13 protein-coding genes are annotated in these 21,618 nt (G+C 62.0%); 10 read left to right on the forward strand and 3 right to left on the reverse strand.

Annotation, left to right across the window (positions count from 1 at the left end):
• The 6 genes from KKQ10_RS02485 to KKQ10_RS02510 all read left to right on the forward strand — a co-directional run bounded on the left by KKQ10_RS02485 (nucleotide 1) and on the right by KKQ10_RS02510 (nucleotide 12,306).
• On the forward strand, nucleotides 1–1,368 hold the full coding sequence (locus tag KKQ10_RS02485; RefSeq protein ID WP_127647521.1) for a TolC family outer membrane protein: 1,368 nt from the start codon (nucleotides 1–3) through the stop codon (nucleotides 1,366–1,368).
• 182 nt (nucleotides 1,369–1,550) lie between these two features.
• Nucleotides 1,551–4,502 (forward strand): autotransporter serine peptidase EprS, encoded by a 2,952-nt coding sequence (gene eprS, locus KKQ10_RS02490; RefSeq protein ID WP_215500063.1) that lies wholly within the window; start codon nucleotides 1,551–1,553, stop codon nucleotides 4,500–4,502.
• Between the two features lie 298 nt (nucleotides 4,503–4,800).
• Entirely contained in the window at nucleotides 4,801–7,887 is a 3,087-nt protein-coding gene (locus tag KKQ10_RS02495; RefSeq protein WP_215500064.1) for an autotransporter serine protease, read from the forward strand.
• 56 nt (nucleotides 7,888–7,943) lie between these two features.
• Nucleotides 7,944–9,632, forward strand: a complete 1,689-nt coding sequence (locus KKQ10_RS02500; protein WP_127647514.1) for a polyurethane esterase — start codon at nucleotides 7,944–7,946, stop codon at nucleotides 9,630–9,632.
• 205 nt (nucleotides 9,633–9,837) lie between these two features.
• Nucleotides 9,838–11,691, forward strand: coding sequence for a polyurethane esterase (locus tag KKQ10_RS02505; RefSeq protein ID WP_215500065.1), 1,854 nt, complete (start codon nucleotides 9,838–9,840; stop codon nucleotides 11,689–11,691).
• Nucleotides 11,692–11,931: 240 nt separating this feature from the next.
• Complete coding sequence (locus KKQ10_RS02510; RefSeq protein ID WP_215500066.1) at nucleotides 11,932–12,306, forward strand: hypothetical protein; 375 nt, start codon at nucleotides 11,932–11,934, stop codon at nucleotides 12,304–12,306.
• A gap of 122 nt (nucleotides 12,307–12,428) precedes the next feature.
• Here KKQ10_RS02510 and KKQ10_RS02515 read toward each other — a convergent pair whose 3' ends face one another.
• Nucleotides 12,429–12,653, reverse strand: coding sequence for a YgdI/YgdR family lipoprotein (locus KKQ10_RS02515; RefSeq protein ID WP_127647508.1), 225 nt, complete (start codon nucleotides 12,651–12,653; stop codon nucleotides 12,429–12,431).
• 205 nt (nucleotides 12,654–12,858) lie between these two features.
• On the opposite strand from KKQ10_RS02515, the gene KKQ10_RS02520 reads away from it, so the two are divergent.
• The 4 genes from KKQ10_RS02520 to KKQ10_RS02535 all read left to right on the forward strand — a co-directional run bounded on the left by KKQ10_RS02520 (nucleotide 12,859) and on the right by KKQ10_RS02535 (nucleotide 19,541).
• Nucleotides 12,859–14,511: a VRR-NUC domain-containing protein gene (locus tag KKQ10_RS02520; protein ID WP_215500067.1), complete on the forward strand. Its 1,653-nt coding sequence runs from the start codon at nucleotides 12,859–12,861 to the stop codon at nucleotides 14,509–14,511.
• Nucleotides 14,508–16,793 carry an ATP-dependent DNA helicase gene (locus tag KKQ10_RS02525; RefSeq protein ID WP_215500068.1) on the forward strand — a complete coding sequence of 762 codons (2,286 nt, stop codon included), beginning with the start codon at nucleotides 14,508–14,510 and terminating at the stop codon, nucleotides 16,791–16,793. The genes KKQ10_RS02520 and KKQ10_RS02525 overlap by 4 nt, the downstream gene beginning before the upstream one ends.
• Before the next feature lie 217 nt (nucleotides 16,794–17,010).
• Complete coding sequence (locus KKQ10_RS02530; RefSeq protein WP_215500069.1) at nucleotides 17,011–18,933, forward strand: hybrid sensor histidine kinase/response regulator; 1,923 nt, start codon at nucleotides 17,011–17,013, stop codon at nucleotides 18,931–18,933.
• A gap of 77 nt (nucleotides 18,934–19,010) precedes the next feature.
• The gene (locus tag KKQ10_RS02535) at nucleotides 19,011–19,541 is read left to right on the forward strand and encodes a hypothetical protein (RefSeq protein WP_127647502.1); all 531 of its coding nucleotides are present in this window, start codon (nucleotides 19,011–19,013) and stop codon (nucleotides 19,539–19,541) included.
• A gap of 241 nt (nucleotides 19,542–19,782) precedes the next feature.
• On the opposite strand, the gene KKQ10_RS02540 is transcribed toward KKQ10_RS02535, so the two are convergent.
• Together KKQ10_RS02540 and KKQ10_RS02545 are read right to left on the reverse strand one after the other, a co-directional pair.
• Nucleotides 19,783–20,079, reverse strand: coding sequence for a hypothetical protein (locus KKQ10_RS02540; RefSeq protein WP_215500070.1), 297 nt, complete (start codon nucleotides 20,077–20,079; stop codon nucleotides 19,783–19,785).
• A 187-nt stretch (nucleotides 20,080–20,266) separates the two neighbouring features.
• Nucleotides 20,267–21,610 (reverse strand): cation:proton antiporter, encoded by a 1,344-nt coding sequence (locus KKQ10_RS02545; RefSeq protein WP_215500071.1) that lies wholly within the window; start codon nucleotides 21,608–21,610, stop codon nucleotides 20,267–20,269.
• Nucleotides 21,611–21,618: the final 8 nt, after the last annotated feature.

Raw genomic sequence — 21,618 nt, forward strand, 5'->3', positions numbered from 1 at the left:
ATGTTCGGCTGTATGAATAAGCTTTCGATGTTGGGAGCAGCGCTCGCGCTGCTCGCAGGAAACAGCGCGCTGGCGGCCATGGGGCCATTCGAGATCTACGAGCAGGCATTGCGCAACGACCCGGTGTTCCTCGGCGCGATCAAGGAACGCGACGCGGGCCTGGAAAACCGCATCATCGGCCGCGCGGGGCTGTTGCCCAGGGTTGGCTACAACTACAACAAGGGCCGCAACTCGTCGAAAGCCACCTCGCTGGACGAGCGTGCGCGTAACCGCACCGAGGACCGCAACTACAACAGTTACGGTTCGACCCTGACGGTGCAGCAGCCGCTGCTCGACTACGAAGCCTACGCGGCGTATCGCAAAGGTGTGGCGCAGTCGCTGTTCGCCGACGAGGCGTTTCGCGGCAAGAGCCAGGAACTGCTGGTGCGGGTGCTGGACAACTACACCAAAGCCTTGTTCGCCCAGGATCAGATCGACATCGCTCAGGCCAAGAAGAAGGCCTACGAGCAGCAGTTCCAGCAGAACGAGCACATGTTCAAGCAAGGCGAGGGCACGCGCACCGACATCCTTGAAGCCGAGTCGCGCTATGAGCTGGCGACCGCCGAGGAAATCGAGGCGCGCAACGAGCAAGACGCCGCACTGCGCGAACTCGGGGCGTTGGTGGGCGTGCCGGCGGTGGACATCGGCGATCTGGCGCCGCTGGATCAGAACTTCCAGACCTTCGCCTTGATGCCGGCCAACTACGACACCTGGCATGAACTGGCGATCAGCAACAACCCCAACCTCGCGTCGCAACGTCAGGCCGTGGAAGTGGCGCGGTACGAAGTCGAGCGCAACCGCGCCGGGCATCTGCCGAAGGTCAACGCCTACGCCTCGATGCGTCAGAACGAATCCGAGAGCGGCAACACCTATAACCAGCGCTATGAAACCAACACCATCGGTTTCGAAGTCAGCGTGCCGCTGTATGCCGGGGGCGGGGTGTCGGCCTCGACCCGTCAGGCCAGCCGCACCATGGAACAGGCGGAATACGAGCTCGACGGCAAGACCCGCGAGACCCTGATCGAACTGCGCCGGCAGTTCAGTGCCTGCCTGTCGGGTGTCAACAAACTGCGCGCTTATCAGAAGGCACTGACCTCGGCTGAAGCGCTGGTGGTGTCGACCAAGCAAAGCATTCTTGGCGGTGAACGAACCAATCTGGATGCGTTGAACGCCGAACAACAACTATTTACCACCCGCCGCGATCTGGCTCAGGCACGCTACGACTACTTGATGGCCTGGACCAAGCTGCATTACTACGCGGGAACCCTGAACGAACAGGACCTGGCGCGGGTGGATGAGGCCTTTGGACAAGGCCCGAAACCCCGGTAACACCAAAATTCCTGTAGGTGCTTAAAGCAGATCAAAAGATCGCAGCCTGCGGCAGCTCCTACCAAGAGCAAGAACATGGCGACATAGCTGACACAGCAATCCCTGTAGGCGCTGCCGAAGGCTGCGATCTTTTGATCCGGCTTTTAGCGCCTGCAAAACAATAAGAAAAGTGAGTGGTGAACATGGAAGTACGCATCAAGCCGGCGGCGGTCGGCACCCTGTTGCTCGCAGTTTCCATCGCGCAAGCCAATGCGCAATACGTCGAATCCGGCCAACCCGGCGATCCGGCCAGTTGGCGCAGCGCCGAGTTCCAGCGCGACTGGGGTCTGGCGCGGATGCAGGCCGATCAGGCCTACGCCGCCGGGATCACCGGCAAGGGCGTGAAGATCGGCGCTCTCGATTCCGGCTTCGATGCCACCCACCCCGAGTTCGCCACCGAGCGTTATCACCCGGTACTGGCGTCCGGCAGCTATGTCGACGGTTCGCTGTTCAGCGTCAATGGCACCCTCAACCCCAACAACGACTCCCACGGCACCCACGTGGTCGGCACCATGGGCGCGAGCCGTGACGGCAATGGCATGCACGGCGTGGCATACAACGCGCAAATCTACGTCGGCAATACCAACAAGAACGACAGCTTCCTGTTTGGCCCCAAACCCGATCCGCGTTACTTCAAAGCGGTGTATGACGCTCTGGCTGACGCTGGCGTGCGCGCCATCAACAACAGTTGGGGCAGCCAGCCGCCGGATGTCAGCTATCGCACCCTGGCCGATCTGCACGCGGCCTATGCTCAGCACTGGAATCAGGGCACCTGGCTTGATGCCGCGGCGGACGTCTCGCGCCGCGGCGTGATCAACGTGTTCAGTGCTGGCAACAGCGGCTACCCGAACGCCAGCGTGCGCTCGGCGCTGCCATATTTTCAGCCGGATCTCGAAGGTCACTGGCTGGCAGTGTCGGGGCTGGATCAAAGCAATCAGCAGAAGTACAACCAGTGCGGCATCGCCAAATACTGGTGCATCACCACGCCGGGGGCGAAGATCGACAGCACCATCCCGGGCGGCGGGTACGCGATCAAGTCCGGCACCTCGATGGCCGCACCGCACGCCACCGGGGCACTGGCGCTGGTGATGGAACGCTATCCGTACATGAACAATCAGCAGGCGCTCGAAGTGCTGCTGACCACCGCCACGCAACTCGACGGCTCGGTCACCGATGCACCGACCGAGCGGGTTGGCTGGGGCGTAGCCAACCTGAACCGGGCGATGCGCGGGCCGGGGCAATTGCTGGGGGCGTTCAATGCCAACCTGGCTGCCGGGCAAAGCGACGTCTGGAGCAATGACATCTCCGACAAGGCCTTGCTCCAGCGTCAGGGCGAAGACCTCGCCGAACACAGCGCCTGGCAGCAGACCTTGCAGGACAAAGGTTGGCAGAACGGCGTACCGGCCGGCGCCAGTCAGCAGGATCAGACCGATTACGCAGTGGGCATGGCCCGTGATGCCGCAGCGGCGACCCGGGTCTATCAGGGCAGCCTGATCAAATCCGGAGCAGGGCGCTTGCTGCTGACCGGCGACAACACCTTTCGCGGCCCGACCACGGTCAATGGCGGCTTGCTCAGCGTCAACGGTTCGCTGGCCTCGGCGGTGACCGTCAATGACAGCGGCACCCTGGGCGGCTCCGGGCGGATTGCTTCGCTGACAGCCAACAACGGCGGCCGCGTGGCGCCGGGCAATTCCATAGGCACCTTGAATGTTGCCGGTGACGTGACCTTTGCGCAGGGTTCGACCTACGCGGTCGAGCTGTCGCCGACCAACAGCGACCGTATCGTCGCCGGCGGCACCGCAAGCATCAGCGGCGCCACCGTCAGCCTGTCGCTGGAAAACAGCCCGACCTTGCTCAGCACTACTGAAGCCCGCAGCCTGCTCGGCCACTCATACGACATTCTGCAAGCAGCCGGGGGCATTCAAGGCCAGTTCAGTGCGGTGTTGCCGGACTACCTGTTCATCGGTGGCAACCTCGACTACGCGGCCAACGCGATTCAGCTCGACATCCAGCGCAACGCAACCTCGTTCGCCAGCGTCGGGCAAACCCCGAATCAGCGCGCGGTGGCGGCGGCTGTCGAAGGCCTGGGCGCCGGTCATTCGGTGTACGAAAGCCTGCTGCTGTCGCCCTCGGCGGCCTCGGCGCAACAGGCGTTCCAGCAACTGAGCGGCGAAATCTACCCGGCGCTCGGCTCAATGCTGATCAATGACAGCCGCCAGTTGCGCGACGCGGTCGGCGAACGCCTGCACGATGCAAACGCCACGCACAGCAACGGCTGGATCAAGGCCCTCGGCGCCTGGGGTTCGACCGACTCCGGTCAGGACACGTCGCGCTACAGCACCTCGATCGGAGGTTTGCTGGCCGGCGTCGATGGCGCGCTGGACGAGCAGACCCGCATCGGTCTGGTCACCGGGTACAGCGACAGTTCGCTGAACATGGGCTCGGACACGCATTCGTCGGCCAAGGTCGACAGCTATCACCTCGGCGCCTACGCCGGTCACGACATCGGCGCCTGGCGCCTGAGCACCGGTGCGGCCTACAGCTGGCATCGCGCCGACGTCAAACGCGATCTGCAGTACGGTGATGTCAGCGCCAAACAGAAAACCAAGGTCGACGCGGCCACCACTCAGGTCTTCGGTGAAGCGGCTTATCGCCTGAACCTGCAACCGGTCGCGCTGGAGCCGTTCGCCAACCTCGCTTACGTGCATCTGGACACTGACGGCTTCACCGAAAAGGGCGACGCGGCGGCGCTGAAAAGCACCGGCGACCAGCGTGATGCGGTGCTCAGCACCCTTGGTGTGCGGGCGGTCAAGCGGTTCAATTTGTCGGCCGGGCAGGCGCTGGACGTCAGCGGCCACCTCGGCTGGCAGCACAGCCTCAGCGACATCGACGCCGAACAGCATCTGCGTTTTGCCAGCGGCAGCACACCGTACGCGGTAGAGAGTTCGGCGCTGGTGCGCGATGCCGCGCTGGTGGGCGTACAAGCCAGCCTGGCGTTGAGCAAGGACGTGCGGGTCAACCTTGATTACAACGGGCAACTCGCCAACCGCGAGAAGAGCCATGGCGTGGGGCTGAGCCTGAACTGGCAGTTCTGACGGAGGGGGTACGCGCCCCCCTGTAGGAGCTGCCTCAGGCTGCGATCTTTTAAAAGCCAGATCAAAAGATCGCAGCCTGCGGCAGCTCCTACAGGTTCCGTGGGCACATACCAGTGGCGAGGGAGCTTGCTCCCGCTCGGCTGCGTAGCAGTCGCAAATCCGACAAACCGGGTTCGACTGGGAAAATGCAGGGGCCGCTTCGCGCCCCAGCGGGAGCAAGCTCCCTGGCCACAAAAAGCAGCATTCATGAGATTGAAGTAAACGGATTTTTCTCAACAACACTAAGGAAGGTCGCTGGATGAATAACAACAATACCCCCGCGCAAACGGGTGGTCGCTTCGCCATGAAAACCCTCAACTGCGCCGTACTCTGCGCATTGACCACCTGGGGCACCGCGCACGCGGCGCCTTACGTGGAAAACGGTCGCACCGGCGATCCCGCCAGTTGGCGCAGTGCCGAGTTCCAGGCCGAGTGGGGCCTGGGCGCCATTGGCGCCGATCACGCTTACGCTGCCGGTTACACCGGTAAAGGCGTGAAACTGGGGATCTTTGACCAGCCGGTGTACGCCGCGCACCCGGAGTTCTCCGGCAGCAATAAAGTCGTGACCCTGGTCACCAGCGGGATCCGCGAATACACCGACCCGTACATCCCGGTCAAAGCCGGCGATGCGTTCCGCTATGACGGTTCGCCCTCGGTCGGTTCCGACGGCAAGCTCGGTGCCCACGGCACCCATGTCGGTGGTATCGCTGCCGGCAGCCGTGACGGCGGGCCGATGCACGGTGTGGCGTTCGGTGCGCAGATCATCAGCGCCGACAACGGCGACCCAGGCCCGGAAGACGGCATCGTCCGTGGCAACGACGGCGCGGTGTACAAGGCCGGTTGGGATGCGCTGATCGCCAGTGGCGCGCGGATCATCAACAACAGTTGGGGCATCGGCATCACTGACCGTTTCGACCTCGGCGGCCGCGACCCGGCGTATCCGCACTTCACGGTCAATGACGCGCAATTGCAGTTCAACGAAATTCGCACGCTGCTCGGCACCAAACCCGGCGGTGCCTACGACGGCGCCATTGCCGCCGCCCGCAGCGGCATCGTGACGATTTTCGCCGCCGGTAACGATTACAACCTGAACAACCCGGACGCCATCGCCGGCCTCGGGTACTTCGTGCCGGACATCGCGCCGAACTGGATCACCGTCGCCGCGTTGCAGAGGAACCCGGACCAGGCCAGCGCCAACCCGTACATCATGAGTACGTTCTCCTCGCGCTGCGGCTACACCGCGAGCTTCTGCGTCGCGGCACCGGGCACGCAGATCTATAGCTCGATCATCAGCGGCACCAACGCCGACAACCTGACCACCGGCTACAAAAATTACAACGGCACCTCGATGGCCGCGCCGCACGTGGCCGGCTCAATGGCGGTGTTGATGGAACGCTTCCCGTACATGACTGGCGATCAGGTCGCCACGGTATTGCGCACCACCGCCACCGACCTCGGCGCACCGGGCATCGACGCCTTGTACGGCTGGGGCATGATCAACCTGCGCAAGGGCATTGATGGCCCGGCGATGTTCGTCACCGAGCAGGACATTCCCGAAGAGTTCCGCATTCAGGGTGCCTACGGTTCGGGCCAGTTTGTCGCAGATTTGCCCGGCATCGGCGCGATCATCGACAAGGGCAAACCGACCGAGCGCGTGTGCAACGACATCACTTGCGGTCTCGACACCTGGCGCAACGACATTTCCGGTCACGGCGGCCTGACCAAACAGGGCATCGGCACGCTGGTGATGACCGGCAACAACACCTACAGCGGCCCGACCCTGGTCAATCAGGGGCGTCTGGCAATCAACGGCTCGTTGGCATCGGCAGTCACGGTCAACGACAGCGGCATCCTCGGCGGTAACGGCCGCATCGGCGCACTGACCGCGAAAAGCGGCGGTACCGTCGCGCCGGGCAACTCCATTGGCACGCTGAACGTGGCCGGTGACGTGACCTTCGAGCGCGGTTCGACCTACGCGGTGGAAGTGTCGCCGACCAGCAGCGACAAGATCGTGGCCGGTGGCACAGCGCTGATTGATGGTGCCACCGTCAGCCTGTCGCTGGAAAACAGCCCGACCTTGCTCAGCACCACGCAAGTGAAAAGCCTGCTGGGCACTCAGTTCAACATCCTGCAAGCGGCCGGTGGCATTCAAGGCCAGTTCGGCCAAGTGCTGCCGAACTATGCGTTCCTTGGCGGCACCCTGGCGTACTCGGCCAACGGTGTGCAACTGGACGTGGGGCGCAATGGCGCGTCGTTCGCCAGTGTCGGCCTGACGCCGAACCAGCGTGCGGTCGGTGCGGCTGCCGAGCGTCTGGGCGCGGGCAACGCGCTGTTCGAAACCCTGCTGCTGTCGCCGAATGCAGCCTCGGCGCAACAGGCGTTCCAGCAACTGTCCGGGGAAATTCACCCGGCGATTGGCACGCTGCTGATCAACGACAGCCGTTATCTGCGAGAAGCGGTGGGCGAGCGTCTGCGCGAGCGCGATCTGTTCAATGCCGACGCACCGACCGATGATCGCAGCAACGCCTGGGTCAAGGTGCTGGGTTCGTGGGGCAAGAGCGACGGCGGGCATGAGAACGCCGACTCCAACAGCTCCATCGGCGGTCTGCTGGCCGGTGTCGACGGCTTGATTGCTGAAGATACCCGTCTGGGTTTCGTTACCGGTTATAGCGACAGTTCGTTGAACATGGGCGGCGGCACGCATTCGTCGGCCTCGGTCGACAGCTACCACCTGGGTGCGTACCTGGGGCATCAGATCGATGCACTGCGCCTGACCGCAGGCGCGGCTTATAGCTGGCATCGCGTGGACGTGAAACGGGATCTGCAGTTCGGCGGCGTCAGTGCCAAGGAGAAAACCAAGCACGATGCGGCGACGACTCAAGTGTTCACCGAAGCGGCTTACGATCTGCGCCTGCATCCGATGAATCTGGAGCCGTTCGCCAATCTGTCGTACGTGCACCTGAACACCGAAAGCTTCACCGAGAAGGGTGATGCAGCGACGCTCAAGGGCGGAGAAGACAACCGCGATGTGGTGCTGTCGACCCTTGGCGTCCGCGCCAAGCGCACCTTCGCGCTGTCGGACAAACATCAGCTGGAACTGGGGGCAACCCTCGGCTGGCAGCACAACCTGAGCAGCGTCGATGCTGACAGCCACCTGGCGTTCGCCAATGGCAACAGCGCCTTCACCGTGCAGAGTGTGTCAATGGATCGTGATGCGGCAGTGGTCGGTGTGCGTGCCGGGCTGGCGCTCAATCGCGATGTCCGGGTCAACCTGGATTACAACGGACTGATCGGTAACAACGAGAAGGACCACGGTGTGGGTCTGACCCTCGACTGGCAGTTCTAAAAGCGTACCGGCAGCCCCTCGTGGGGCTGCCGGTTTGAAGGAAGAGAGGGCACAACATGGGATTGTTCGATTATAAAAATGCCGATGGCAAAGCGTTGTACAGCGACGCCATCGCGCTGACGCTGTATGCCTACACCCCGACAGGCCTGCCTTTGCCGGCCACTGCCTGGAAGCCGGTCACCGCGACGGCGCTGGGTTATCAGGGCAAGGTCGGGGCGCAAGGCACGTTCTTCGGCGAGAAGGACGGTTTTACCAGCGCCGAGGCAGAAGTGCTCGGCAGATACGACGCGGCCGGCAAGCTGATCGGTATCGGCGTGGCCTTTCGGGGCACCGGCGGGCTGGGTTACAGCGACACCTTCGGCGATATGAAGAACAATCTGCTGGCCGCTGTCGGGCCGTCGGATTACGCGAGCAACTACGCGAAGAACGCCTTCGACAACCTGCTCAAGGCCGTCGCCGCGTTCGCCATTGCCAACGGCATCGCAGCCAAGGACGTGTTGTTCAGCGGCCACAGCCTGGGCGGTCTCGGGGTCAACAGCGTGGCCGAGTTGAGTGGCAGCAACTGGGGCGGGTTCTTCAAGGACGCCAACTACATTGCGTTCGCTTCGCCAACCCAGAGCAGCACCGGCAACAACGTGCTGAACATCGGTTACGAAAACGATCCGGTGTTCCGCGCCCTGGACGGCACCACGTTCAGCAGTGGGTCGCTGGGCAAACACGACGGGCCGCATGAATCGACCACCGACAACATCGTCAACTTCAACGACAACTACGCATCCACGGCGCAAAACCTGGTGCCGTTCAGCATCGCCAATCCACTGAACTGGTCGGCCCATGGCTCGCTGGGGTATGCCGATGGCTTGAACCGGGTGATCGACTCAACGTTCTACCCCCTGACGCACAAGGACTCGACGATCATCGTCTCCAACCTGGAAGAGGCGTCCCGGGGCAAGACCTGGGTCGAGGATCTGGGGCGCAGCGGCGAGCCGCACACCGGCAGCACCTTCATCATCGGCACCCAGAGCAGCGACTGGCTCAAGGGCGGGGCGGGCAACGACTTCCTCGAAGGGCTGGGCGGCGATGATCGTTTCCGCGATGACGGTGGCTTCAACATCCTCCTCGGCGGTCAGGGCCACAACACCTTCGAGCTGCAGAAGCCGCTGCAGAACTTCAGCTTCGCCAACGACGGTGACGGCACGCTGTACGTGCGCGACGCCTACGGCGGCATCAGCATGACCCGCGACATCGGCGCGCTGGTGAGCAAGGAGTCGGGTTCGTGGTGGGGCAGCAAGGAGATCACCTGGGGCGTCACCGCCAAGGGGCTGAGCAATGGCAGCGAACTGACCCAGTACACCCATTCGCTCAACGGCGATGCGTACGGCAATGCGCTGCACGCCAGCGCCGACGGTGACTGGCTGTTCGGCCTGGGCGGCGATGACAAGCTGCTCAGCGACAAGGGCCACGTGACCTTCGTCGGTGGCGCCGGCAACGACATGATGACGGCGGTGGGTGGCAACAACACCTTTCTGTTCAGTGGCGCGTTCGGTTTCGACGCGATCAATGGCTATCAGGGCAGCGACAAACTGGTGTTCATGGGCGTCGAAGGCGCGGGGCAGGGCTACGACTACAAGCAGCATGCGGCGCAGTCAGGGGCCGATACCGTGCTGAAGATTGGCGAATATGCCGTGACCCTGGTGGGGGTAGGAGTGGCTAACCTGTCGGACTCGTCTTTCGTGTTCGCGTAAGCACTCGTCCTGTAGGAGCTGTCGAGTGACACGAGGCTGCGATCTTTTGATTTGCTTTGAAGAGCAAAGTCAAAAGATCGCAGCCTTCGGCAGCTCCTACAGGGGCTGTGTGCAAGTAGTACTGAAATGCTCCGGGGCGTGCCCGCGAGGGGCGCCCTGGCTGTGAGCTATCTCTGACAATTCCAACAAAAGAGAGGCAATAGCAATGGGTGTGTATGACTACAAGAACTTCGGCACAGCCGATTCCAAGGCGTTGTTCAGCGATGCCATGGCGATCACGCTGTATTCCTACCACAACCTCGATAACGGCTTTGCGGCCGGTTATCAGCACAACGGCTTCGGCCTCGGCCTGCCCGCCACGCTGGTCACGGCGTTGCTTGGCGGCACCGATTCCCAAGGGGTGATTCCCGGCATCCCGTGGAACCCCGATTCGGAAAAACTCGCCCTGGAAGCCGTGAAAAACGCCGGCTGGACACCGATCACCGCCTCGCAACTGGGTTACGACGGCAAGACCGATGCCCGCGGCACCTTCTTCGGCGAGAAGGCCGGTTACACCACCGCTCAGGTCGAAATCCTCGGCAAGTACGACGCTCAGGGCCATCTCACGGAAATCGGCATCGCCTTTCGCGGCACCAGCGGCCCGCGGGAAAACCTGATCCTCGACTCCATCGGCGACGTGATCAACGACTTGCTGGCGGCCTTCGGCCCCAAGGATTACGCCAAGAACTACGCCGGCGAAGCGTTCGGCAATCTGCTCAATGATGTGGTGGCGTTCGCCCAGGCCAACGGCCTCACCGGCAAGGACGTTCTCATCAGCGGCCACAGCCTCGGCGGCCTGGCGGTCAACAGCATGGCTGACCTGAGTGGCGGCAAGTGGGGCGGGTTCTTCGCTGACTCCAACTACATCGCCTACGCCTCGCCCACCCAGAGCAGCACCGACAAGGTGCTCAATGTCGGTTACGAAAACGATCCGGTGTTCCGCGCCCTCGACGGCTCGACCTTCACCGGCGCCTCGGTCGGCGTGCATGACGCGCCCAAGGAATCGGCCACCGACAACATCGTCAGCTTCAACGATCACTACGCCTCGACCGCGTGGAATCTGCTGCCATTCTCCATCCTCAACATTCCGACCTGGATCTCGCACCTGCCGACCGCATACGGCGACGGCATGAACCGCATCATCGAGTCGAAGTTCTACGACCTGACCAGCAAGGACTCGACGATCATCGTCGCCAACCTGTCGGACCCGGCGCGGGCCAACACCTGGGTGCAGGACCTCAACCGCAACGCCGAAACCCACAAGGGCAGCACTTTCATCATCGGCAGCGACAGCAATGACCTGATCCAGGGCGGCAGCGGCAACGACTACCTCGAAGGGCGCGCCGGCAACGACACCTTCCGCGACGCTGGCGGCTACAACGTCGTCCTCGGTGGCGCCGGCAGCAACACCCTCGACTTGCAGCAATCGGTGAACAAGTTCGACTTCGCCAACGACGGCGCCGGCAACCTGTACATCCGCGACGCCAATGGCGGGATCAGCATCACCCGCGACATCGGCAGCCTCGTCACCAAGGAGCCGGGTTTCCTCTGGGGCCTGTTCAAGGACGACGTGACCCACAGCGTGACGGCCGGCGGCCTGAAGGTCGGTAATAACGTCACTCAATACGAGTCCAGCGTCAAAGGCACCAGCGGCGCCGACACGCTCAAGGCGCATGCCGGCGGCGACTGGCTGTTCGGGCTGGACGGCAGCGACCACTTGATCGGCGGCATTGGCAACGACGTATTTGTCGGTGGCGCCGGCAATGACCTGATGGAGTCAGGGGGCGGGGCGGATACGTTCCTGTTCAACGGCGCGTTCGGTCAGGACCGGGTGGTCGGCTTTACGTCCAACGACAAACTGGTGTTCCTCGGTGTGCAGGGCGTGTTACCCACCGACGACTTCCGCGCGCATGCCGCGACGGTGGGACAGGACACGGTGCTGACGTTTGGCAATGACTCGGTGACGCTGGTGGGGGTGGCGCTCAATAACCTGAGTGCCGATGGCGTTGTGATCGCCTGATGCATCAATAACCTGTGGCGAGGGAGCTTGCTCCCGATTGAGTGCGTAGCGCTCATTAAAGTTTTTCAGGGCCGCTCCGCGCCCCAGCGGGAGCAAGCTCCCTCGCCACAACTCGGTATCAAAAGTGACTCGACAGCCACACCCTGACTCAAAAGCTCTGCAAACAGCAAAAGCGGCCTAAAGCCAGTACGTGCACACACGTTCTATAGCTAGCCGTCATTGAGTACAGGAGATGCACACGTGAGAAGGGTCAAGGGGTATATCGGGATTGTCGGACTGGCGCTGTTATCGGCCAATGCCTGGGCCGATCTGCCGCCAACCTCCATTCTGAGCCGTTACGGAGTCAGCACCGATCAACTGCCGAAACCGGCGAAGACCGAAGTGGCCGAGCCGGTCGAAGAGAAAAGCCTGTTTCAGATCCAGCCCGAACAGCCGTTCGTGACCCTGCGCCTGGGTGACGGCAAACAGCCGCAAACCACCGGTAACCTGAGCATCGACCGCATGGCCCGGCAGGATCTGGAGCGCTGCCGACGTCTGCAAGCAGAACTGGTGCACCGGGGCGGCCAGTACTTCAGATGCGATAACAGCATGCCGGGCATGCCTGCTTTCGAGTAACACCCAGCACGTTGACTGACCTCTGTAGGAGCTGCCGCAGGCTGCGATCTTTTGATCTTGTTTTATAAAATCAAAGTCAAAAGATCGCAGCCTGCGGCAGCTCCTACAGGTACAGCGGAGTGTCAGTCTTCTTTGCGTACAGTCGCGACCTCATCGGCGCGGACTTTCACCTTGGCTCCGGAAATATCCTCGAACTCATAGAAACCGTCCTTGGTCTTGGTTTTCGGCATGTCCTTGGTCAAATACTGGGTGCCGTTCTGCAAGGTCACCACGGTCGGCGTCGAGCATCCGCCCAATGCCAGCAGGGCCGCTACCGCCAGGGGAAGACCCAGAGTCTTGATGTTCATACCCACCTCAAATACCTCATTGCATATGAATTGACCGTATTCGGTCTCTAACGCGGTTGGTGCCATTGAGCCGGGAAAAGTTCGATGGCACCCTGAAAAAATCCCGATTGCCGCTGCCATTGATCTTTTTCCGTTTGCACGCGACCGGGCAGAGCTGCTATCTGTACGCATAACCAGTATTCGCTCGCCATGGCCCAGAATTCCCGTGACTGCCAACCCCCTCGACGATCCGTTCTATTACCTCAACAACTTCCGGCAAGTGCTTGATTGGCTTGAGCTTCGCTATGCCGATGTGATGAGTGAATCCGAGCACGGGTTTATCCGCGACTTCAAGGCCTTGCCCCGCGCCTCTCAAGGGTTGCTGGTGCGCATGGTCATGCGCAAGGGCGTGCATTTTCGCCTCGGCAAACTCAACTACGCGGAAATCGGTGACATCAGCGACGCCGCGCAACCATTGCTGAGTCACGGCTGGCTCGACGATCAGGCGCGGTTGACGGTGGCCGAGGTGTTCGACGTGTTGCTCAAGGCCGAACTGTTGCAGGCGTTTGGTGGCTTTATCGAGCAATCCAAGGGCCGCAAGGACGACTGGCTGCCAGCGCTGGCCGAGCAGTTCAGCGAATCGCGCAGCCTGTCCGAGTGGGCGCCCACGCTCGCCGACCGTTTGTTCAGCCTGACCATCATGGACCTTTGCGACCGCCTGCGCCTGATGTTCTTCGGCAACCTGTATCAGGACTGGTCGGAATTCGTGCTCGCCGACCTCGGGATCTTTATCTACGAAAAAGTCGAGCTCTGCGCCGACTCCCGTGGCCTGCGCAGCCGTGAAGACGTCGACGCCTGCCTGTTCCTGCATCATTGCCAGCTGCGCTTCGAGGCCGGTGAACCTCTGGAAACCATCGTCGAACAGCTCAGCGCGCTGCAGTTTGCCAACCCGTGGCTGCAACGGCGGCGCGGCAAAGTCCTGTTCCAGATCGGCCAGTATTGCGAGCGCCTCAGCGAGTTTGCCCTGGCCCTGAACATTTACCGCGAGTGCGCGTACCCCGGTGCCCGACAGCGGATGATCCGCGTGCTGGAGCGCTGCGCCGAATACGCACTGGCGCTGGAACTCGCCACGCTGGCCGAACAGGCGCCGGAAAGCGCCGCCGAACAGCAGAGCCTGCAACGGATGCTGCCGCGACTGCGGCGCAAACTCGGCGGGCCGCCGCTCAAACGTGCAGCGCCACGACCGGTCGAGCGCCTTGATCTGCAATTGCCGCGCACCGACCCGGCACTGTCGGTGGAGTGCTACGTGCAGGCGCATCTGCACGAAGACGCCGGCCCGGTGCACTACGTGGAAAACAGCCTGATCAACTCGCTGTTTGGCCTGTTGTGCTGGCCGGCGATTTTTGCGCCGTTGCCGGGGGCGTTCTTTCACCCGTTTCAACGCGGGCCGGTGGACCTGCTCAATGAAGACTTCCAGCAGCGCCGCGCCGATTTGTTCCGGGCGTGTCTCGACCAACTCGACGATGGCCGTTATGCCGCGACCATTCGTGAGCGGTTCGTGGCCAAGTGGGGCGTGCAGTCGCCGTTCGTGTTCTGGGGCGCGTTGAATCAGGAGCTGCTTGAACAAGCGCTGGCCTGTCTGCCGGCCGAACACCTCAAGCACTGGTTCAATCGCTTGCTGCTCGACATCAAGGCCAACCGCGCCGGCATGCCGGACCTGATCCAGTTCTGGCCGCAGCACAAGACCTATCGGATGATCGAAGTCAAAGGCCCCGGTGACCGCTTGCAGGACAATCAACTGCGCTGGCTGGAGTTCTGCCACGAACACCAGATGCCGGTCGCCGTGTGTTACGTGCAATGGGCGGAGCAGAGCGCTTGAGCTACAGCATTGCGGTGCGCGCGCTGTGTGAGTTCACCGCCAAGACCGGCGACCTCGACCTGCGATTTACCCCCTCGCCGACAGCGCTCGAAGGCATGCTCGGGCACCGTACAGTGGCCTCGCGGCGCAGCGACAAGTACCAGAGCGAAGTGGCGCTGGAAGGCGAGTTTCTGCAACTGAAAGTCAAGGGCAGGGCGGATGGCTACGACCCGGCGCAGAACTGCCTGGAAGAAGTCAAAACCTATCGCGGCGATCTGAGCAAGCAGCCGGCCAACCATCGCCAGTTGCACTGGGCGCAGGCGAAAATCTACGGCTGGCTGATGTGCCGCAAGCTGGCCCTTGAGCAGATCAATCTGGCGCTGGTGTATTTCGACATCGTCAGCGAGAAGGAAACCTGCCTGGTCGAAGCCTTCAGCGCGTCAGCCTTGCAGGGCTTTTTCGAGGCGCAGTGCCGATTGTTCCTGGCTTGGGCCGAGCAGGAAATGGCTCATCGAGAGGCGCGTAATCGGGCAGCGCAGACGTTGGTCTTTCCCCACGCGGACTTTCGCCCCGGCCAGCGGCATCTGGCCGAGTCGGTGTTCAAGGCAGTCAGCACTGGCCGCTGCCTGATGGCCCAGGCACCCACCGGCATCGGCAAGACCCTCGGCACGCTGTTCCCGATGCTCAAGGCCCTGGCGCCGCAGCAGTTGGACAAGGTGTTCTTCCTGACCGCCAAGACCCCGGGACGCAAACTGGCACTGGATGCCAGTCAGGTGTTGTTCGATCAGTGTGAAAGCTTGCCGTTGCGGGTGCTGGAGATGGTCGCCCGGGACAAGGCTTGCGAACACCCGGACAAGGCCTGTCACGGCGAGTCCTGCCCGTTGGCCCAAGGGTTCTATGATCGCCTGCCCGACGCCCGGGAAGCGGCCAGCCGGATCAATCTGCTCGATCAGGCGGCGATGCGCGAAGTCGCCCTTCAGCATACGGTTTGCCCGTACTACCTGAGCCAGGAAATGGCCCGTTGGGCTGACGTGGTGGTGGCGGACTACAACTATTACTTCGATTTCAGCGCGCTGCTGTTCGGCCTCGCCCAGCTCAATCAGTGGAAAGTCGCGGTCCTGGCCGATGAAGCGCACAACCTGGTCGAACGCGGGCGGTCGATGTACAGCGCCAGTCTCGATCAGGCAGCCCTGGCCAGCGTGCGCAAGTCGGCCCCCGAGGCCCTGAAAAAATCCCTGCAACGGCTCAACCGTGAATGGAACGCGTTGCATCAGCCACAACTGGCGCCGTATCAGGCCTACGACAAGGCGCCGGAAAAACTGCTGCAAGCGGTGTCCCTGTGCAGCGCGGCCATCGGCGATTACCTCAATGATCATCCGCAGGGGCTCGACAACGCCCTGCAGACCTTCTATTTCGACATGCTGCAGTTCGGCCGGGTGGCGGAGCTGTTCGACGAGCATTTCCTGTTCGACATCAGCAAGCGCGACCTCGACCGCAAACGGCCGCTGTCGCAATTGTGCCTGCGCAATGTGGTGCCGGCCGCGTTCATCGGCCCACGCCTGAAAGCGGCACGCAGCAGCGTGCTGTTCTCGGCGACGCTGAGCCCGCGACACTATTACGCCGATTTGCTGGGCACGCCTGCCGACACGGTATGGATCGACGTGGAATCGCCGTTCAGTGCCGAGCAATTGCAGGTGCAGATCGTCAGCCGGATTTCCACGCGCTTCAATCACCGTCAGGCGTCGCTGGAGCCGATCGTCGAGCTGATCGCCCGCCAGTTCAGTGACCGCCCGGGCAATTACCTGGCGTTTTTCAGCAGCTTCGATTACCTGCAACAGGTGCTGACACTGCTCGCCCAACGGCATCCACACATCAACTTGTGGCAGCAGTCCCGGGGCATGGCGGAAGGGCAGCGGCAGGCGTTTCTCGACCAGTTCACCGCCGAGAGCCAGGGCGTCGGCTTCGCTGTGCTGGGCGGTGCGTTCGGCGAGGGGATCGACCTGCCGGGAGCGCGTCTGATCGGAGCGTTCATTGCCACGTTGGGGCTGGCCCAGCTCAACCCGGTCAACGAACAGTTGAAACGCCGCATGGCGGCGATTTTCGGTGCCGGCTACGACTACACCTATCTGTATCCGGGCGTACAGAAAGTGGTGCAGGCCGCCGGACGGGTGATCCGCACGCGACAGGATCGCGGCGTGGTGATGCTGATCGATGACCGGTTTGCCGAGCCGCGCGTCCAGCAACTGTTGCCACGCTGGTGGTCCCTCGGCGCAGGCGAAAAACCAACGATCCCGGCAGGATGAAGCGCCAGCTTCTGTCGCTGCCATCGCGCGAGGCGAAAAACGTTCAACAGGCCGAGCATATTCCTGCATTTGTTTACAACGCCTTGCTCTCACGCATTGTCAAAGGTCTAAATCGTTGAACGCCGCGCCTGTGGCCTTTCGATTGAAGCGCGTTTGCATCTTCCCAAGGCGCCGGTTTTCCGCATACTTGGGCTAACAAAAACCAGCGGTGAACCTGATGAGTGATAACCCGAGCAAAACCGCCGCGATCGAGGAGATGCGTTTTCGTCTGCTGATCGATGCGGTGGTCGATTATGCGATTTACATGATCGACCCGGACGGCATCATCACCAGTTGGAACTCCGGCGCCAAACGCTTCAAGGGCTACGAGAAAGAAGAGATTCTCGGTGCGCATTTCTCGCGCTTCTACACCGCGCAGGACCGCGCCGCGGGTTTGCCGCAACGTGCGCTGGACACGGCAATCCGCGAAGGGCGGTTCGAAGGCGAAGGCTGGCGGGTGCGCAAGGACGGTACGCATTTCTGGTCGCACGTGGTGATCGATCCGATCATCGATCCGGACGGCACACTGCTGGGCTTTGCCAAGATCACCCGCGACCTGACCGACCGCAAGATGGCCGAAGAGACCCTCAAGCAAAGCGAGCAGCAGTTCCGCCTGCTGGTGCAGGGGGTGACCGACTACGCCCTGTACATGCTCAGCCCCGATGGCCGGGTGTCCAACTGGAACCAGGGTGCACAGCGGATCAAGGGCTATCGGCCGGAAGAAATCATCGGCGAGCATTTTTCGATTTTTTACACCGCTGAAGACCGTGAGCGCGGCGAGCCGCAACGGGCGCTGGAGACCGCGGCGCGGGAAGGACGTTTCGAAAACAAAAGCTGGCGGGTGCGCAAGGATGGCAGCCGGTTTTTCGCCCATGTGGTGGTCGATGCCATTCGCGGCGAAACCGGGACGTTGCTCGGTTTCGCTAAAATTACTCGCGATGTGACAGAGGTCCATCAGTCGCAGCAGGCACTGGAAAAAACCCGGGAAGCATTGTTTCAGGCGCAGAAGATGCAGGCCATCGGCCAACTCAGCGGCGGCATCGCCCATGACTTCAACAACCTGCTGACCGTGATCCTCGGCAACCTTGAGATCGTGCGCAAGCGCGTCGGTGACGACCCGAAAATCAACCGCCTGCTGGAAAACGCCACCCAGGGTGCGTTGCGTGGCGTGTCACTGACCCAGCGCATGCTGGCCTTTGCCCGCCGTCAGGAACTCAAGACCGAGCCGGTCGATATCGCAAAACTGGTGCAAGGCATTACCGGCCTGTTGCGCAGTTCGCTGGGGCCGGGAATCAGAATCGAAACCTGCCTGCCCGAAGGGCTGGAGCGAGTGCTGGCGGATACCAACCAGCTGGAGCTGGCGGTGCTCAATCTGGCGACCAATGCCCGGGACGCCATGCCCGATGGCGGCAGCGTGCTGATCACGGCGCGGCCGGAAGTGATCCTCGAACAAAGTCATTCAAACCTGGCGGCGGGGCGTTATGTCTGCCTGAGTCTGCGCGACACCGGCGAAGGCATGGACGAGCACACGCTGGCGTCGGCCCGGGATCCATTTTTCACCACCAAGGGCCTGGGCAAGGGCACCGGGCTGGGGCTGTCGATGGTGCATGGATTCATCGAGCAACTCGGTGGCCGCTTTATTCTCAAGAGCCAGAAGGGCCATGGCACGGAGGCGGAACTGTGGTTACCGGTCGCGGCGGACGGTGTGAAGACGCCATCGGTGTACCCGACCGCGGAACCGGTTACGGTGCCACGGCTCAGCGTGTTGGTGGTGGACGACGATTCGCTGGTATTGACCAGCACCACGTTGCTGCTCGAAGACCTCGGGCATCGCGTCGTCAGCGCCACCTCCGGTACCAGCGCGCTGGCGCTGTTCGATCAGGGCGAAGTCATCGACCTGATGATCACCGACATGGCCATGCCGCAGATGAGCGGTGCGCAACTGGCCCACGCGGTGCGGCTGCTCAAACCGGACCTGCCGATCATTCTGGCGACCGGGTACGCCGAACGCCTCGAAGGCTTTGCTGCTCAGTTGCCGCGCCTGCCCAAACCGTTCACTCAGCTCAATCTGGTGGAAATCATCGCCCAGTCGATGAAGTGACCGGGCGATACATCCGGCTGAACTAGTGCGCGACGGGGTGCTTCTAAACACTTTCCCTGTCCCGGAGCGTGTGTCCCTTGCCTCGCATACTGACCCAGCCTACTGCCGAAGAAGTGCTGACCGAACACAACGCGAAAATGTTCGGTTCGCCCAAGGAGCGGTTGGATTTCTATCGCAAGGAAATCCAGTACGAAACCAGCATCCTCGCCAACCGCACCGACGCCTATCTGGCGGCGCAGTCGTTTCTGGTGATTGCCTTTGCCTCGTGCATGGCCAACCTCAACCCCGAGTGGGGCAAGCTGTTCACCCTGGTGGTGCCGCCGTTTTTGGCGCTGCTCGGGCTGCTCAGCTCGCTCAACGCCTGGCCGGGCATTCGCGCGGCCTACGACATCATCGATCACTGGCACTACAAGCAAAGCGAGTTGCTGCACAGCGAACCGATCATGGGCCTGGCCTACGACGAATCGCCGCTGTTCAGTGAAATGGAGTCGAGCCACAAGGGCTATCGCAAGTCGTTGCTGTTTTCGGTGCGCACGCCATGGATTTTTGCCACGTTCTGGATTCTGCTGGGGGCCTACGCGGTGTTCATTCAAGTGACCAACCCCTGAGACTGATCAACGCCCAAAGAAAAAGCCCGGACTTCGCCGCCTAATGCTGCTCACTTAAGAAATTTTGCGTTCAATTGAAACCCGTGGCGAGGGAGCTTGCTCCCGCTGGGTCGCGAAGCGGCCCCAAAAGAGGGACTGCTACGCAGCCCAGCGGGAGCAAGCTCCCTCGCCACAGTCACAGTGTCGGGCTTAAGTGAACAGCATTAGGACTTCGCAGCCGGGCTTTTTCTTTGGGCGGTTTTTATTCGACGGTTTCAAGCTGCCGCCGTAATTCTTGCGAGTGATGCGGCGACACCGGGATCGGCGGGAAGTCCTCGTTGAGGACACACAAATGGTCGATGGCATCCTCGAACTTCGCATCGGCTTTGCGGCGCAGCGCTCGATAGCGCTCAAACTGTTCGATATCCAGGTTGTCCGCCTCCAGCAGCTCGTGGGCCGCTCGGTTGAGGGCATGGGCGTCTTCGAACAATTGACGATTGCGTTCCAGGGCCAAAGCCCTGCAAGCCTTGATTTGTGCAGGAGTCGAGCATTCTTTCATGACCGTAACCTTGTTATCCAAAGATTCCTTTTCATAGGCTGCAAGCCGCAGGGGAACCGAACCTGCCGGACCCCGCCGAGTGCATTCTGCGAGGGGTTATGGTTGTGACTGCGAGGATTTGCAGAGGGATCCATTTATTTTTAGAAGAAAATTCGATGGATTAACCGGAGAACATGTGCGGGAGAAATCAGTTTTTTCGTTTTTGCCGTTGTTCGTAGCGGGCCAGGATCGGCTGAGTGCTGATGCCATGCAGCAAAATGCTCAGCGCCACCACTGACAGGGTGAGGTCGGTGCACAGCGTGGCGACCGTGGCGCTCAGGCCATGGTTCAAGGCATAGAACAGGTAGAACAGGCTGCCGATGCCGCGAATGCCGAACCAACTGATCAACAGTCGCTGACGTGCATCGAGCAACGCGCCCCACGGCATCAGCGCCACGCAGGCCGGGCGCACCACGCAGAACAGCACCGCACCCACCAGCAGCGCTCGCCAGTCCCAATGCGCCACCAGCACCACGCCGAGCAGGGTCACCAGAAACACTTCCATCGCCCGTTCCACCAGGCTGCCGAACGACAGCATGTCGCCCATCATGATCCCGGCGGCGACCTGACTGCTTTCCAGGCGTTCGGTATCACCGTGTACCGCGTGCTGCGGTTCGATGTGCTGATGACCCACCACCGGTTGCACCAGATGTTCGGCAGGGGGCTGGCTGGCGCCGGTGGATTTCACTTCTTCCTGACGCAAGCCCAGGCCGGCGGCGAACACCGACAGAAAGCCATAACCGCCGATCGCGTCCGCGCCCACGTAGGCCAACGCAATCAGCGACAGCGCCAGGTAATCGTTCGGGCTCAGGGTGCTGTCGTCGTTGCGAATGCGCAGCGACAGCGTCAACCGTCCAATGCCGCGGCCCATCCAGTAACCGGTCAACAAACCGACCGGCACTGCCCACAGCACATTGTGCAGCAACCAATCGGTCAGGGCGCCGGGGTGCGCCTCGGCCTGCAACAGCAATAGCCCGAGAATCACGAACGGGAAGGCAATCCCGTCATTGAGTCCTGCTTCACCGGAAAGGCCAAAACGCACGCTATCGACGTCCCGTGCATCGTTGACCTGCACCAGCGCGGCCAGCACCGGGTCGGTCGGTGCCAGAATCGCCCCGATCAGCAGCGACGGCCCCCAAGCCAATTGCAGGCCCCAATGCAGCAACAGGCTGACCCCGGCGATGGTCAACACCATTACCGGTCCTGCCAGGCCAAATGCAATCCGCCAGCGTCTATCGCGCAGCGGCAGACGCAGTTTGAGCCCGCAGACAAACAGCGAAAACAGCACCGCGACTTCCGTCAGGTGCTCCATCCACACCGCAGCGTTTTCCACCGACAGCTTCAGCAGATCGAGCCCGCTCGGGCCGATGCCGATTCCCAGCAACAGGCACACGGCCGACGTGGTGACTGGCATCCAGCGCAGGTACGACGAGGTCAGCGCGAGGGTCAGCAGCACGGCGCCGAGCACCGCGACCCACACGATAAAGCTCATGAGCGGCT

The organism is Pseudomonas sp. MG-9 (genome assembly GCF_018729515.1).
Classification (GTDB): domain Bacteria; phylum Pseudomonadota; class Gammaproteobacteria; order Pseudomonadales; family Pseudomonadaceae; genus Aquipseudomonas; species Aquipseudomonas serboccidentalis.

Coding starts and splice junctions, on each gene's coding strand:
- KKQ10_RS02485 (WP_127647521.1), top strand. CDS start 1: ATGTTCGGCTGTATGAATAAGCTTTCGATGTTGGGAGCAGCGCTCGCG.
- eprS (WP_215500063.1), top strand. CDS start 1,551: ATGGAAGTACGCATCAAGCCGGCGGCGGTCGGCACCCTGTTGCTCGCA.
- KKQ10_RS02495 (WP_215500064.1), top strand. CDS start 4,801: ATGAATAACAACAATACCCCCGCGCAAACGGGTGGTCGCTTCGCCATG.
- KKQ10_RS02500 (WP_127647514.1), top strand. CDS start 7,944: ATGGGATTGTTCGATTATAAAAATGCCGATGGCAAAGCGTTGTACAGC.
- KKQ10_RS02505 (WP_215500065.1), top strand. CDS start 9,838: ATGGGTGTGTATGACTACAAGAACTTCGGCACAGCCGATTCCAAGGCG.
- KKQ10_RS02515 (WP_127647508.1), bottom strand. CDS start 12,653: ATGAACATCAAGACTCTGGGTCTTCCCCTGGCGGTAGCGGCCCTGCTG.
- KKQ10_RS02530 (WP_215500069.1), top strand. CDS start 17,011: ATGAGTGATAACCCGAGCAAAACCGCCGCGATCGAGGAGATGCGTTTT.
- KKQ10_RS02540 (WP_215500070.1), bottom strand. CDS start 20,079: ATGAAAGAATGCTCGACTCCTGCACAAATCAAGGCTTGCAGGGCTTTG.
- KKQ10_RS02545 (WP_215500071.1), bottom strand. CDS start 21,610: ATGAGCTTTATCGTGTGGGTCGCGGTGCTCGGCGCCGTGCTGCTGACC.